Source organism: Sulfurimonas sp., assembly GCF_029027405.1.
Taxonomy (GTDB): Bacteria; Campylobacterota; Campylobacteria; order Campylobacterales; family Sulfurimonadaceae; genus Sulfurimonas.
In genome coordinates this window covers 1,936,670-1,952,744 of sequence record NZ_CP093396.1, presented here as the reverse complement: position 1 = coordinate 1,952,744, position 16,075 = coordinate 1,936,670, and the positions used below count along the sequence as shown (strand labels likewise).

Sequence of the window (16,075 nt, the reverse complement as noted above, 5' to 3'; positions counted from 1 at the left end):
TACTTTTTTTATTTGATCATCTGAGCATTTTTACAAAATACTCAAATAATGAAACAACATACTCATGTCTATAAAGTTTAGCTTCTGTTTAAGCTATTCTTTATAGGATGGTTTTATTGTTCTATGGAAATTGAACCCATGACCTCAAATGTTGCACTTGAATCAATCTCTGCATGAGAAAGAGTAACAACATCAAGAGAAAATCTCTCAAATATTTCTGTTATACCACGACGAAGTCCTGGGTCAACTATAACTACAACAGGAGAAACACCTTTTTGTAGTAACTCATGTGCTTTTGTGCTAGTTGCCTGAATAAGTTGATTTATCTCCGTTACACTCAGTAAAAGGTTTCTAACCCCATCTTTTTCTTGAGATTTTTCAAGCATTAATTGCTCACTAGCTGTATCAAAAGTTAAAAGTCGTATAACACCATCCTCACTTGAATACATTTGTGTAATAACACGAGATAGTTTTGCTCTTACTTGTTCTGTTATAAAATCTACATTTTTAGTATATTCGGCAATATCTGCAATAGTTTCTAAGATACTCAACATATCTTTAAGTGGTATTTTTTCATGTAAAAGAGCTTTAAATATACGCTGTATAAGACCAATACTAGCAACCTTAAGGACATCATCAACAATAACAGGAAAGTCTATTTGTATTTTATTTATAAGTGTTTGAACTTCCTGACGAGTTAATAAATCTTCTGCATTTTGTTTAACTAGTTCACTCATATGTGTTGATATAACAGTTGCTGCATCCACTACTGTATAACCATTTATAATAGCATCTTCTTTTTGCTCAGCTAATATCCAGATAGCATCTAAGCCAAATGCTGGTTCCTTTGTAGCTTCTCCATCTATTTCTCCAGTTGCCATACCGCTATCCATAGCTAAAAATTTATCTGGTTTTATTGTACCCTCTCCAACTGAGATTCCTTTTAGCATTATTTGATATTGTTCTGGGTCTAGATGCAAGTTGTCTCTTATTCGAACTTGAGGCATTAAAAAACCAAAATCTGATGCAATTTTTCTTCTCATAGATCGTATGCGTTCTAATAAATCTCCACCTTGCGATTTATCTGCAAGTCGTATTAATTGATAACCAAGAGTAAGTTCTAACATCTCTACTTTTAGTATGTCTTCAAGTGCACTTTCTTCTTCTTTTGCTATTTCTTCATTTGATTTTTCTGGCTTAGCCGCAGATCTGTCTTTTTGTTGTTGTTCTTTTTCTTTAGGAGATAAGATATCATCTTGGTCAAGAATAGTAAATTCCCCTTTTTCGTACTTATACACAGACCAACCAAGAAGTGCAAATACAATACCAACAAAACCCATAGAAGCAGTAGGAAGTCCTGGAACTAAAGCAAATAAAATCATTATAAATCCAACTATCATCATAATTTTTGCATTACCCATCATTTGGTTGATTGTGCCTTCTGCGAAGTTATCACCATCTCCAGAAGAGCGAGTAATCATAATACCGGTAGCTGTTGAAATAATTAGAGCAGGAATCTGACCAACTAAACCATCACCAATAGTAAGAAGTGTAAAGGTAGAAGCACTATCACCCACACTCATCCCATGTTGAAAAACTCCTATGAGAAACCCACCTATAATGTTAATAAGTGTAATGATAATACCAGCAACAGCATCACCTTTTACAAACTTTGAAGAACCGTCCATAGCTCCATAAAAATTTGCATCTTGAAGAATCTCTGCACGGCGTTGTTTTGCTTCTGCATCGTCTATAAGTCCAGCACTCAAATCTGCATCAACAGCCATTTGTTTTCCTGGCATTGAGTCTAGTGTAAATCTTGCTGCAACCTCTGCAACCCTTGTAGAACCTTTTGTAATAACCATAAAGTTTATAAGAATTAAGATAGAAAAAACAATTATACCTATAACAAAGTTACCACCAACAACAAAGTCACCAAAACTTGTAATTATGCTACTTACATTTTCGTTTCCTTCATGCCCGTGGCTCAAAATCATTCTTGTTGTTGCAACATTGAGAGAAAGCCTAAAGAGTGTGATGATGAGGATGAGAGTTGGAAAAGTTGTTAAGTCTGTTGGTTTTGGAACATATAAAGAGATTAGTAAAACTAAAACAGCTATTGACATTGAAATAGTTAGTAAAACATCAAGTACAGCAGATGGAAGTGGAACTATAATAATTGCAAGAATAGCCATTACAAAGACAACAACACTTAAATCTTTTTGTCCAAGTAAAAAGTTTAAAGTTATACCTACTTTTTGCCTAAGAGTTCGTTTTCTCGCCATTCTTATTCTATTACATCTTGAAGAGTAAGTTCATTTAAAAAGGTGTCAATTTTGCCTTGAAGTTTATTTAAAAAAGGCCAAATTGAGCAGATATTAGCTTTTTCACTAGGGCAATCTTGTAACGAAGGTGAACAGTCAAAAACTGCTGGTGCTTTGCCTTCAACAGCACTCATAATATCTAGCATGCTTATATCTTTAGGTTCTTTGAAAAGTGCAAATCCACCATTTACACCTTTAAAGGACTTTAAGATGCCTTTTTTGGCAAGTGCTTGTAAGATTTTTGCTAAAAAACTTTTTGAAATTGATAGTTGATTTGATAATGTTTCACTATCCATAGGAGATGAATTTTTAGATAAGACGATTAGAGATAGTATAGCGTATTCGCTAGCGCGTGTTATTAACATAATTAGGTACTTTTTTATAAAGATTATATCAAAAAAAATTTAATATTAAATTATGAGTTTATAATTACTTTATTTCTAGCACTTTCTTTTGCTTTATAAATAAAATATTAGGAACTGACCTTACGCAACAAGGAATTAATATTGCTTAATTTCATGAATGGTATAATGCAGTCATTTTACAACTCTGCTTCTATCCATCGAATAATTTTAAGTTCATAATCCTCTCTATGTTGCTTTACGATAGTATCTAATATAAAACCACTAAATAGTGCCAATACTGAAACTATTATTAATCCAGAAGATAGAATAGCAGAAGGAATTTTTGATATAAATGATGTTACAAAAAATTCCACAATAACAGGAATACCTATAATTAATCCTAAAACAAAAAATACTAAAGATAAAATACTAAAAAAAGCCAAAGGTTTATAATCCTTAAATACCCATAATATAGTTTTCAGTACCTTTACTCCATCACTATATGTATTTAATTTTGAAAAGCTTCCCTTTGGTCTATCTCTATACTCTATTGGAATTTCTTTTATTAAAAATCTTTTATCTAATGTATGTAAAGTCATCTCAGTTTCTATTTCAAAACCGCTACTATTAATTGGCATATTTTTAACAAATTTTTTATTAAAAACTCTATATCCTGTCATTATATCTTTTAAATTAGATTTATATATCCAATTGATAAGATTTCTGACTAAATTATTTCCAAAATTATGTAATTGCCTTTTGTTCTCATATTTATACGCTCCATTGCTATGTCTATCTCCTATAACCATATCTGCTTCTCCACTTAATATAGGTTCTATTAAACTGTGAACAAAACTTGCAGGATAGGTATCATCACCGTCTATCATAATATAAATATCTGCATTTATATCTCTAAACATGGCTCTGACTACATTTCCTTTACCCTGTCTATATTCTTTTTTTACTATTGCACCATTTTCTTTTGCTATTTGAAATGTATTATCGCTAGAGTTATTATCATAAACATAGATTTTTGCTTTTGGTAACTCTATTTGAAAATCAGTGATTACTTTTTCAATAGTTAGTTCTTCGTTGTAGCATGGTATTAATACTGCAATTTTTTCACTATTCTTCATCTACTATACTCCTTGATTTTCCAAAAAAATATTTAATTCATTATTAGAATGATAAGCTTGATTAGCAATAAATCCTTCTAAACTATCACTTGTTACAGGTAATTTTAGACCAAGTTTCTCAAAAATCAACATTATATATAAAACAAATCTTGCATTAATAAAATAAATAAATCTTAATTTTTTATTCTTACTTGCTATATCTTTTGCTAATTTTTTAAGTGAAATTTTTTCTGTGTATATATCATAATTTTTTATTTTGTAGTCATAATTAATTATTTTTGAAATAACATTGCATACAGTTTTAACGGGAACTATAGGTAAAAAGCAACTATTATTATATTTAGGAATAAATATAACTGGTAATATGTTAACTAGCTTTTCTATTTTTTTATAAATACCACCATCCCCTATTATTAATCCTGGACTAATAGAATAACCTCCATTTTGCAAAAAAAACTTTTCTATTGTGTACTTTATTCTACCATAATTTGATGTTGCAAACTCATTTGCAGAATATGATGATATATATATTTGTTTATCTACTCTTTGTTGAAAGATTGAAAAAATATTTTTGTACCAGTTTATAAATTTATCATTATTACTTTTATTATAAGAATGTGCTAAATATACTACTACATCAAATTTATTAGATAGAAGTTCATTATTGAAGCTGTCACCAATTCTTAATCTAATAACTTTAGAATCGTCGGTTTGATTATGCGAAGTTCCATAAACATTAAAGTTTAAATCAGATAAATAACATTTAAGTTCTCTTCCTAAAAATCCATTAATTCCAATTATTAATATTTTTTTATTCATTATTTGAACTTCTAGTCATGTTTTTTCCTATTCTATAAGAATTTGCTATGTATGATAATGTTGGACTTTCTGGAGGTAAATAAGAAAAAGTTGATCCACCCACTACAGTTACATTTTCAATACCTTTAAGTTGCCCATCAATAATTTTATTTATATCATATAATTCATTTGGAACACCACCTGCATAGTGTAGATCAGCACCTATATTCGTTTTTTTAATATGAACGAATATAGACTTTTTTTCTTTCAAAAATTTTTTTAAAATATTTAAAATCATAGCAATATTTTTATAATACTCATCTGTATATTTACCATCAATTACAATAGTATTATTTATATATTCAATATTGCAGTCAGCATTATCCGAAGACAAAAAACCAGCGCCAACGACCATGAATCTAGATAAGACCTTATAGATAGAGTCTATTACTCTATACTTTGAAAATACTTTTCCCTTGGAGATTGACAAAGAATAGCCGTCATAGAGATTTCCATAAAATTGTATATTTTTATTTTTTTCTATCAAAAATGTGGCATTACCCATCCCAAAAAACTTTTTTTCACTATTCCTAGTAAAATTTAAAAATGCAAATGCTAAAGCTGGAGTAGTGTATAATTTGGCTTTTGTGCTTTTACACTCTTTCAAATTAATCATTAATTTATAATTTTGCATTGTGCCTGCTGCTAATACTATTGTATTACTATTTAAATATTTATTTTCATTATATTTATTTTTGTATGTAAGTTTATTGTCAGATATATTTGTAACGAAACAATTTTCCATGATATTAATATCTAAATTTTCTATATTCTCAAAATCATCTTTTGTAGGATACCAAATACTATTGAGGTCACATCCTGCTAGACATTGATTACAGTTATTACAATTATCTTTTATTAATAACTTAGGAAAACTTATCTTTAATCTACTGTTTACATAATTACCAAATAATTTTTTTATCTTTTTAGAAACCTTGATGCTATTGCAGCCCGAAGGCAAAAAAGAATCTATCTCATCGTATATTGATTGAAATTCCGAAGGATTAAAATTATTTTTTATTAATGATTTTTTATCAAATACACCAATAGAACCACCCCATATTCTTGCCATACCGCCTATTCCATGCACACCAATATGAGTAAATCCTTTTTCTATATAATTTCCAAAAGAATGTAAATAATATGATAATGACAATAAATTTTTCTTTTGTAGAAATTTTGGTGATATATCAGCAATATTTATTAATTCAGTTCTTGCATTATACTCTGAAGGATAAATTAAAATGACTTTTGTATTCTTAAAATGATTATTACCTCCCAATCCCTTTAAAAAACCATATGCAGAAGCACCTCCCCCAATAACAACTAAGTCAGTTTCTGCACTAATCATTTTTTTCTTATTACTATCATATGGTGCAAACCAAAAATATTTTTTATTGGAATAAAAATGAATTCCATAATTTTTAATGGAAATTCCATAAAATTAGGTAATAATTGTTTAAAATTAACTCCGCCAGAAACCAAATATCTTATATAATTATTTATGACTTTTGTTTCTAATATTTCCAAATTTGGATACTCATTTTCAAAAGTTTTTATATCTCGAACAAAAACTATATAAGATAATGCTTGATTTGCTCCAGTCATAAATTGATTGTTCTTTTGACCAGTTTCCCAAACTACTTGACCTTTATCATAAAACTCTTCTTCATGGATTTTTTTATATAAAATATTTGAAAACCAGCCATAATAAGGTTCTATCAAAATTACGCCACCACCCTTTTCTAAAGTACGCTCAAGTTCAGAAAAAAACTTTCTAGGTTCAGGGAAGTGATGAAAACAATTAATGCAATAAAAACAATTTATTTCTCCATCTTTAAACTGCATCTTTTGAGCATTAACTACTAAATCAACTCCTTTATAATTTTTAATATCACTCGTTATTACATCTGGGTATTTATCTTTTACAAAACTAACACCAGAACCAAGTTCAATTACCTTTTTATTGCTATTTATAAAATATTTATTTTTATAAATAGCACATAAATTATAAAATTCTTCAAAAATATTATTAATCATTTTTTTACTCTTAATTATTTCTAAATGTATTCTCAATAAGTCTGAACTATCTCTATCTATATTTTTAATTCTATCATCTAAAACAAAATTTCTAATTAATGAACTAATCATTTAAACTCCTAGTAAATACAATTTTTTTATTCAATATAAAGGAAAGCGTGACAGTTGGGAATATAGCTAAAAATCCAGAGATATAATAATTTTGGATATAATAATTAAAAATATTTATTATAGTAATATTTACAATATATAATACTATATAAACTGAAATAAATCTAAAGATTAATTTATTATCGTCATCTTTAAATACATATTTTCCAAATGTTTTAAAATTAAACAATACTCCCAAAATCGTTGCTAATAAAACTGATATAGAATACTCCAACCCTATATATAAAAATAACACATATATACTATAATAAAATATTGTATTCATAATACCAACTAAAATGAAACTTGACACTATTCTTTTCATTTACATTACTGGCTTAAAAACAATTTTTTTATTAAGTATTTCAGCTTTATACAAAGTAAATATATTTTTCTCATTCTTTTGTCTTAAAATTTTTTGGCTTTTATTTATGACTATTTGATTTAATGAAGCAAACCAAATATAATCATATTTTTCATATTCTGCCAGTACTTCTTGTATAGATTTTTTTTCAAAAAAATCAAATGCAGTAACTGTAGATTTTGATGGTATCAATGCATACTTAATAATAATATTTAAACTACCATTATTTCTTACAGGAAAGACTACTAGCAACTTAGCTTTATATGGTATATGTTCTAAAAGTCTAGGGGCTACACCATCTATTTGCTTTCTAAAGCTATTTTCAAGTTGAGAATAAAGAGGTTTGAAATATGGTCTAGTTATAAAAGAAAAAACAAGTACAATTGACAATAATGCTATAAATTTTTTAAGTATATCATTATTCTTAGTTTTTATTTCATATTTGAACAATGGTAGATAGAATGCAAATACTACGAACAAAATAGGCATAATAGATATGTTTATATACCTAATAAATGAAACCATATTTAATGCACGGTTTCCAAACGACAATGGCATACTTAAATATAAAATTAATAAATATAATAGACTAGTAAAAAATAAATACATGGTAATAATTAGTACTTTATATTTTTCTTTTCTATCTCTAGTCATTAGTACTAAAAGAAAAATAGAGCAAAGAATAAATATGTAAGTCCCAACCGTACTTAGTTTTAACTCTTTAGTAAATTTACTCATTGTTCCATATGTGAACTCATTATAGTTTAATGAAACTTTTTCTGTATGCAATTGTTGATTTAAAATCACATTTGTAAAAACTTCATTATATTTTTCTTGAGCTTTTTTATCATTATAAAGTTTTTTACCAGATATTATATTTCTAACCAATGTTGACATAGAATGTGATGGGGTTTTTAGTCCTGTCGACTCTTGCCTTACTTCCCAAATTTTCAATACACTTAACATTAATAATAATAATGACATTAATATAAATACTGTTTTTATTTGTTCTTTTAATCTTAAAAGCAGACTACCATTGCTCTCATAAATCTTTAATAAAAAAACCATTCCTAAAAATACAACTCCAAAATATAGACCAACTTCTTTTAATAAAACTAAAGTAACTAATGGAATAGCCAACAAGAATAGTTCTCTACCATTAAACTCATCAACAAAATATGATAAAATAATTCCGGCTACTAAAGCACCTACAACATGATCTACATATATACTACTAAACCAATGTCCATATGTCGCAAATACAATCATTTGCATTACGAATATTAATGCTATCCAATAAGACTGTTTCCATTTCAATCTTTCATACATCATTAGTACTGAACTAAATAAAATTAAAAAATATGCAAAATAAATTTTCCCTTCTGAAAAACCTGTAGGTAAAACCAAAAAATAATCCCAGACAGAGATTCCAGGAGGATACATGCGGTTTGAAGCAATACTGTTTAGATCATAAAATTGATGAAAATAAGACATCTCTTTTATAAATGCTCCCCAATGAGAATACTCATCCCAAAAGAAGAATTGTGCATCTTTCATTAGGTACAAATAAATAATACTCATTAAAGTATAAATCACAAAAGGAACTGATTTAATAGATTTAAATAGTTCATTCTTGTACATGGTACCCATTAGAATTGCCAAAAATATTCCACCATAGAACAATAAATATGCTCCAATTTGAAGGAATTCAAACATTCCAAAAGTAAATAAAATTGTAATAATTGATGTAATTGAAAAGAATATTGAAACTGAAACACTTTTCTTAAGAAATACGTTAAACAAAGCTGCAAAACCAAAAATTGGTAATAAAGTAACGATAGCTGTCATTTTTTTCCTATAAAATTAAATTATTTATAATTAGTATTTATTATAGCATTAAACATATTTTTTAGGGTTATAATGGTTTGAATATTATAGTGAACCTAAACCTAATTTAAAATAGTTTAGGTACAATTTCACTTCAACTTTTATACATATTGTGCATTAGTTAGATTATTATACCCATCAGGAGGCTATTATGGCTTTAGATTCGGCTAAAAAACAAGAAATTGTAACAAAATATGGTCGCTCAGAGAGTGACACTGGTTCAAGCGAAGTTCAAATTGCACTTTTAACGGAAAGAATTTCTGAGTTAACAGAGCACCTTAAAATATTTAAAAAAGATCATGCATCTAGACTAGGACTGCTTAAGCTAGTAGGTCAGCGTCGTCGTTTAATGAAATACTTCAAAAGAAAAGATAAAGTTTCTTATCTTAAACTTGTAGGAGATTTAGATATTAGAGATAATATATAATCTAATTTAACCAACGATTAGTCTCTCTTTCTTAAGAGAGGTTAATCTTCCCTTTCACTAAGAATTTTATTTAATATAACTACTTCTTCATAATTCTATTGACTTTTATAAGTGCTTAAAAAATTTGTATATATATAAGAAAATACCATGTCTTTAAATATAATTTTAGTCTTTAAATAGTAAGCTACACAATAATAATTTAATTGGAGGTTTATTGTGTCTGATAATAACACTGAAATAAGCACAGATGGCTTAACATTTTTAGAAAACGGTGAAGTTCTATACAATGATTTATATCTTTTAAGTGAAACTGATGAAAAGGGAATAGTGAAATATGCTAGTGATTCTTTTTTAAAAATAGCAAATATGGATAAAGAAGATATTATAGGTCAACCACATAATGTAGTTCGTCATCCAGATATGCCTCGTGCAGCCTTTAAGTCTCTTTGGGATGATGTTCAGTCAAAAGGTTTTTGGACAGGCTATGTAAAAAATGCTAGAAAAGGTGGTGGACACTACTGGGTATTTGCAACTGTTCTTCGTTCAGTTGATAAAAATGGTAATACTAAATATGTTTCTATTCGTGTAAAACCATCTAATGAAGAAATCAAAAAAGCTGAAGCGCTTTACGCAACTCTAGATTAGAATTTAAAGGAATTAAAATGGCATTAATGAAAAAGAATAGTTCTAACTCATCTTCAGCGGCAGTTGTTGCTCATAGTAGTGGTACAACAGATAAAAGAAGACAAAGAACTTTAGCAAAACAACAACAAATTTCTGAAAGTATTGCTGGTGTTTCTATGACAATACTTGAAAATGCACAAGAGAGTGTAAGTGCGATAGAAGAACTTAAGTCTTCCATGGAGCAGATTGCAACGGCTGCTGAAGAAAATAGTGGAGCAAGTGAACAAGCTCTTTCTAATGTAAAAAGTATCAATACAAACATTAGTAGAATGAACACAACAATAAATACAGTAATTTCTTCTACTCTTTCAACTGGTGAAAATATTATGGCATCTGTTGAGAAAATTAATGATTCTGTTAGGCGAATGGACACTGCCGTACAAGTTGCACAAGAATCATCAACAAAAAGTGAAGAGTTAAAAGTTTCATCTCAAAATATTGGTGATGCAGTTGGATTTATTGCTAAAATTGCAGACCAAACAAACCTTTTAGCTTTAAATGCTGCTATTGAAGCAAGCCGAGCAAAAGAACATGGAAAAGGTTTTGCAGTAGTTGCTGATGAAACTAGAGCTTTAGCTGGAGAGAGTGAAAAAAATGCCGAATTTATATCTGAACTTGTTACAAAAATTCAAGGAAGTATCGACCAAATAATATTAAGCATCGGCGAGACAACAAAAACTATTTCTAGTAATGGTGTTAAAGGCAATGCTTTGAGTATTAAAATGGAAGAGCTTACAAAGATAGCAGTATATTCAGTTGAAGCAGCTAGAAGTGTTGACACATATACTCAAAAACTTAGTGATTTTGTTTCTAAGATAAATGACGGTTCTCAAGATATAGCTAATGCGTCTAGTGAGATAGCACTTTCAGTTGAAAAAACTCTAAATGGCATAGACATACAATCAGACGCTCTTGCTCAAACAGAAGATGATATAAAAGAACTATCTAATCTTGCCGAAGAGTTGAAATTTTCAACAGATACGATGAAGTCAGCAGAAGATATAGCACTTTCAGCAGATACTATTGGTGGCTCAATGGAAGATATTCAAAATGCACTTGAAGATGTTACGAATGCATTAAATCAAATAGAATCTGCTTCACATACAACAAATAAAAGTGCACTAAATAATAAAGAACTAATCGAAGCAGGTATAGAAGCTGCAAAAGATATAGATAAACTTATTGAAATAGCAAGAAGAAATTTCGATCTTTTAAAAATTTCTTTTAATGCAGTAAAAAATACTGTAAGTGAGATTAGAAGAGCTTTTAGTGACTCTATAACAGAAGGGAATAGTGCGGCAAGTGAACTTAGTGTAATTGTAAAAGAAACAAGAAATGTTGATAAAACGGTTGGTAATATTTCAAACTCAATCGTTCAGTTAAATATGCTAGCAATTAGCGGTTCTATTGAAGCCGCTCGTGCTGGTGATTTTGGTAAAGGTTTTGCAGTTGTAAGTGCTGATATTAGAAATTTAGCAAAAGATTCAGAATCAAACACGGATAAGATAAATGATATTGTGGAGTCTATGAACTCTGAAATAGATATTGTTAAAACTGATTGGAACAACCTTTTAGCATCTCAAGGAAATGAACAATCCCTTATAGATGCTCTAATAAATGATATAGTAAAAATAACAGATATGCTTGTAGATTTACTTGACAGATATACAGGTCTCAAAGCTATTAATGATCAAAATCTTGAAGGAATGAATCAAGTTGTTATAGGAATTAATGAAATTCAAAAAGCAGTAGAGTTAAGTGCAAGAAATGCTATGGAATCTCGTAAGGCAAGTGAACTAATTATCGAAACAATTTCTCATATTGGTGAAGGTGTTGAAGAGTTGGCAGTTATGGCAGATGAGCTTCAGCAAGGGTAAAATCATATGACAATCCAAGAGATTTTAATCATTAAAAATGCATCTGAGAGTTATGGTATATCGACAGAGTGTATAAACCAAATTTCTAGAGTTCCAGCTATTACAAAACTTCCTTTAAGACCAAAAGGTATAAGAGGACTTTGTGCTGTTAATGGAAATATTGTAACTCTTTTAGATTTGAATCTTTTACTAGATATATCAGAAGTTGATTTAAAAAATGATGACAGCAGACTTTTAAGTTTAAATGATGAGTTGTCATCAAGTGCACTTTTGGTTAGTAAAGTTTACAATACTCTAAATATAGATGACTCAAATATAGAATATATAGATAATAAGGGTGACCCTGTTATAGCTATATATAAACATAAAGACTCTCTTATTCAAATTTTATCTCTTGAAACTATAATTTCAAATATCTCTAAAATTGATATAAAATCAAAAGAGATTAAAAATGGAAAGATAAAAGAACCTGAAATTAAAGAAGAAGATTTAAGAAAATTTTTAATATTCGCAATGTCGAATGAAAAATTTGCTTTAAATATAGATTATTTAAGAGAGATAATACTTGCAGATATAGACTTTACAGATATTGCAGGAAGTTCTGATGACTTACTTGGTCTGATTACTCTAAGAAATGATATTCTCGCTGTTATAGATCTTCGTTCATATTATGGTTTTTCCAGTAAAAGAAGTGACTCAAATCGAATACTAATAACTTCATATAATGATGAAAGGATAGGTCTTTTAGTTGATGATATTATAGATATTAAGAGTGTTTTAAATAGTGATGTAGAGTACATGAGAGATAGTTTTGAGGATAATAAAATATCTGGAGTTATACATGATAAAAACTCTCTTATACCTTTTTTTGATGAAGATGTATTAAAAGTAATATTTTCTAAAAATAGCTCATATATTGATTCTAAATCAAAAATAATTTCTCATATAAATAGTTCAGAAATAGCCCAAGAGGTAATTATATTTAAACTTCTTGGCAAAGAGTATGCTTTTGATGTTGAATATGTTGCAGAAATCATTGATATAGTGGACTCAATAAAAGTTGCATATAGTGATGAAAATATAGATGGAATCATAAATATTAGAGGTCAAATAGTTACTATCGTTTCTCTTTATAAAAAATTATCAATACCAAGAAAAAGAAATGAAGACTCAAAAATTATTATCTGTGATATAGATGAAAATAAGATAGGTTTTGTTGTTGATAGTATTAGTGATATATTATACATAAACAGTGATGAACAAAAAAATCAAGATGAAGAAATATTTAAGCATGTATTGCATCTAGAAGGTGGAAAAAGGTTGGTTTTGAGTATGGATATAAAAAAAATAATTTCAAGTAAGGAGAAATAGTGGTAAAAAAAGTACTTATTGTTGATGATTCTGCTTTAGTAAGAAGACAATTAACAGAAATAATACAAACACTTAATTTTGAGATAGATATTGCTAAAAATGGCAAAGAAGCAGTTGAAAAAGCAACTTCAACTCAGTATGATGTAATTACGATGGATATAAATATGCCTGTAATGGATGGTATAGAAGCTGTTAAAAAAATCATGAGAATAAAACCTACCGCTATATTAATGATTAGCTCTTTAACAATTCAAGACGCTGAGATAACTATGAAAGCGATGGATGCTGGAGCGATTGATTATATAACTAAACCTGGAACAATGAATGTCGGTAAAGCTAAAAATGCTCAAGATATAGTGGAATTAGTTAAATGTCTTAGTAGTATTCCAAAAAGAAGGCTTCAAAGAAAAGTTAATAAATCAGTAAATAGAGAGAGAAAAGTAGTTGCACAAAGTGTGGAGCAAATAGGAGATTCAAGAGATATCCAAAAAGTTGTTCTAATAGGTTCATCTACTGGTGGGCCAGGTTTAATAGAGCAAATTTGTGCTGGAGTTCCAATAAATTATAAATATCCAATTTGTATTGTTCAGCATATGCCAGAAAAATTTACAAAAGTTTTTTCCCAGAGGCTTAATGATTCAAGTGTTTTGGATGTACATGAAACTACGCATGATATGGAGCTACTTCCCGGAAATATATATGTAGCTCGTGGTGGTGTTCATATGAATTTTGCAAAAAAAACATCTGGGAAGATAGTAATACGAGAAGATAAAGAAAAAGGTGATAATTTTTTTCAGCCAAGTGTAAATGATATGATGAGTAGTGCCCTTAATATTTTTGATGGTGAAAATCTTATAGGAGTTCTTCTGACTGGAATAGGTGATGATGGTGCAGATTCAATGGTAAAACTTAAAAAAGCTGGAGCATATACTTTAGGTGAAAGTGAAGAGAGCGCAACAGTTTATGGCATGCCAAGAGTTGCTTTTGAAAAAGGTGGCGTTAGTGAGCAATTGAATTTTTCAGATATTTTGAAAAAAATAGTAACATTGAAATAAAATTTAGGATATAAAATGGCTTTAATTAAAGAACATGTTAAGCAAGAAGTTGAAAATTTACCAGAATTCACAACACTTCAAGATGCAATAAGCTATTTTGAGTCAAACATAAACAGCGATAACAAAGACTACGCAATAGAAGAAATTGTAAAGTTTGATGGAGGGGGAAAATACTTGGTTACTTGTATAGGCAAAGAGGAACATGTTGAAAAAAATTATTTAACAAAAATAGCCTCAGTTATTTCGAGTATGGATCCTGCAATTGCACCTATTGAAGATATTATGGAGTTACTTAAACTCAATAATGCGTATATAAGAAACTTAGGTATCTCTATATTAAGAGATTTTGGTCATGAAATTAAATACTATATTGTTAAGTTTTTAATAGGTGATGATAGAGACCTAAGAATTTTTGCTATTAATGTTTTAGGTGATGTTGATTTTGCTGAATCAAGAGATATGTTAGTTGAACTTTTAGAAGATGAACAAGATATAAATGTGGCAATGACAGCAGTTGATTATATGGCTGAAATAGGAGAAGAAAAAGATATAGAACTTTTGGAGTCATTAAAAACAAGATTTGATGGTGAGTTCTATGTAGAATTTGCTGTAGATGGTGCAGTAAAAATGATTAGGGGGTAGCGATGGCATACTTGTTGTCAAAAGAAAATTTTGCAAAAATGAGTGAGTTTGTGTATAGAAAAAGTGGTATTTTTCTTGAAGAAGATAAACATTTTGATAAATTAGCAAAATATGTAGATGTGAGAGCAAAAGAGCTAGAAGTTGATAGTTTTAGAAAATACTTTTATAAACTTCGTTTTGAAGATAAGTCGGGAGAAGAATTTCAAGCACTTATGAATGGTGTAACTGTAAATGAAACATATTTTTTTAGAGAAAAAGATCAGTTTGAAGTTTTAGTGAATAAAATTTTGCCAGAATTGCATGAAAAACTTCCTCCTTCTAAAACTCTTAGAATATTATCTTCTCCATGTTCAACTGGAGAAGAACCTTATTCTATGATACTCCATATAGTTGAAGAGGCTAATATTGTTGAGAAAAGAGATATAGAAGTTGTGGGTATAGATATTGATTCAACAGTGATTCAAAAGGCAATAAAAGCAAAATATACAGAACGCTCTGTTCATGCGATACCAAAGAAAATTTTAGCTAAATGGTTTAATAAAAAGTCTTTGGGTTATCAACTTGGAGATGATTTGCTAGGAAGTGTTGATTTTCAAGTGGCAAATATATTTGATAAAGCACAGATGCGTAAGTTAGGTAAATTTGATGTTATTTTTTCTAGAAATATGCTTATATATTTTGATGATGCTTCCAGAAAAGAGGTTGCAATGACATTTTACGATATGTTAAATCCTGGTGGATATGTTTTGTTAGGACATGCCGAATATATGAGTCGCATAGTGTCTGTTTTTAAAGCAAAAAAAATAGACACTACTTTGATTTATCAAAAGTAAGTTATTTGATTATACTGAACTTGATTGAGAATTTAAAAAAAAACTTTCAATCAAGTTCATAATAATAGAACTAAAAATTAATA

The 16,075-nt window shown here is 28.8% G+C and carries 15 protein-coding genes; 7 read left to right on the top strand and 8 right to left on the bottom strand.

Features of this window, described 5'->3' with window-relative positions:
* Positions 1 to 113: 113 nt before the first annotated feature.
* From flhA to MOV42_RS09340, 8 genes are all read right to left on the bottom strand, one after another.
* Entirely contained in the window at positions 114 to 2,285 is a 2,172-nt protein-coding gene (gene flhA / locus MOV42_RS09370; RefSeq protein WP_324170934.1) for a flagellar biosynthesis protein FlhA, read from the bottom strand.
* A gap of 2 nt (positions 2,286 to 2,287) precedes the next feature.
* Complete coding sequence (locus MOV42_RS09365) at positions 2,288 to 2,689, bottom strand: Rrf2 family transcriptional regulator (RefSeq protein WP_324170933.1); 402 nt, start codon at positions 2,687 to 2,689, stop codon at positions 2,288 to 2,290.
* A 176-nt stretch (positions 2,690 to 2,865) separates the two neighbouring features.
* Entirely contained in the window at positions 2,866 to 3,804 is a 939-nt protein-coding gene (locus tag MOV42_RS09360) for a glycosyltransferase family 2 protein (RefSeq protein WP_324170932.1), read from the bottom strand.
* A gap of 3 nt (positions 3,805 to 3,807) precedes the next feature.
* Positions 3,808 to 4,623 carry a hypothetical protein gene (locus MOV42_RS09355; protein WP_324170931.1) on the bottom strand — a complete coding sequence of 272 codons (816 nt, stop codon included), beginning with the start codon at positions 4,621 to 4,623 and terminating at the stop codon, positions 3,808 to 3,810.
* The gene (locus MOV42_RS09350) at positions 4,616 to 6,013 is read right to left on the bottom strand and encodes a hypothetical protein (RefSeq protein WP_324170930.1); all 1,398 of its coding nucleotides are present in this window, start codon (positions 6,011 to 6,013) and stop codon (positions 4,616 to 4,618) included. The genes MOV42_RS09355 and MOV42_RS09350 overlap by 8 nt, the downstream gene beginning before the upstream one ends.
* Positions 6,010 to 6,813 (bottom strand): methyltransferase domain-containing protein, encoded by an 804-nt coding sequence (locus MOV42_RS09345; RefSeq protein WP_324170929.1) that lies wholly within the window; start codon positions 6,811 to 6,813, stop codon positions 6,010 to 6,012. Before MOV42_RS09345 ends, MOV42_RS09350 begins: the two co-directional genes overlap by 4 nt.
* Positions 6,806 to 7,177, bottom strand: coding sequence for a GtrA family protein (locus tag MOV42_RS14015; RefSeq protein ID WP_416385437.1), 372 nt, complete (start codon positions 7,175 to 7,177; stop codon positions 6,806 to 6,808). The genes MOV42_RS09345 and MOV42_RS14015 overlap by 8 nt, the downstream gene beginning before the upstream one ends.
* Complete coding sequence (locus tag MOV42_RS09340; protein WP_324170928.1) at positions 7,178 to 9,064, bottom strand: hypothetical protein; 1,887 nt, start codon at positions 9,062 to 9,064, stop codon at positions 7,178 to 7,180.
* A gap of 190 nt (positions 9,065 to 9,254) precedes the next feature.
* On the opposite strand from MOV42_RS09340, the gene rpsO reads away from it, so the two are divergent.
* The 7 genes from rpsO (at position 9,255) to MOV42_RS09305 (ending at position 15,992) form a co-directional block, all read left to right on the top strand.
* The gene (gene rpsO / locus MOV42_RS09335; protein WP_324170927.1) at positions 9,255 to 9,530 is read left to right on the top strand and encodes a 30S ribosomal protein S15; all 276 of its coding nucleotides are present in this window, start codon (positions 9,255 to 9,257) and stop codon (positions 9,528 to 9,530) included.
* A gap of 216 nt (positions 9,531 to 9,746) precedes the next feature.
* A complete protein-coding gene (locus tag MOV42_RS09330; protein ID WP_324170926.1) occupies positions 9,747 to 10,175 on the top strand; it encodes a PAS domain-containing protein in 429 nt (142 codons plus the stop codon).
* Between the two features lie 17 nt (positions 10,176 to 10,192).
* Entirely contained in the window at positions 10,193 to 12,091 is a 1,899-nt protein-coding gene (locus MOV42_RS09325; RefSeq protein ID WP_324170925.1) for a methyl-accepting chemotaxis protein, read from the top strand.
* Positions 12,092 to 12,097: 6 nt separating this feature from the next.
* The gene (locus MOV42_RS09320; RefSeq protein WP_324170924.1) at positions 12,098 to 13,462 is read left to right on the top strand and encodes a chemotaxis protein CheW; all 1,365 of its coding nucleotides are present in this window, start codon (positions 12,098 to 12,100) and stop codon (positions 13,460 to 13,462) included.
* Entirely contained in the window at positions 13,462 to 14,517 is a 1,056-nt protein-coding gene (gene cheB / locus MOV42_RS09315; protein ID WP_324170923.1) for a chemotaxis-specific protein-glutamate methyltransferase CheB, read from the top strand. Before MOV42_RS09320 ends, cheB begins: the two co-directional genes overlap by 1 nt.
* A gap of 15 nt (positions 14,518 to 14,532) precedes the next feature.
* Positions 14,533 to 15,159: a HEAT repeat domain-containing protein gene (locus MOV42_RS09310; RefSeq protein WP_324170922.1), complete on the top strand. Its 627-nt coding sequence runs from the start codon at positions 14,533 to 14,535 to the stop codon at positions 15,157 to 15,159.
* A gap of 2 nt (positions 15,160 to 15,161) precedes the next feature.
* The gene (locus MOV42_RS09305; RefSeq protein ID WP_324170921.1) at positions 15,162 to 15,992 is read left to right on the top strand and encodes a protein-glutamate O-methyltransferase CheR; all 831 of its coding nucleotides are present in this window, start codon (positions 15,162 to 15,164) and stop codon (positions 15,990 to 15,992) included.
* Positions 15,993 to 16,075 lie beyond the last annotated feature (83 nt).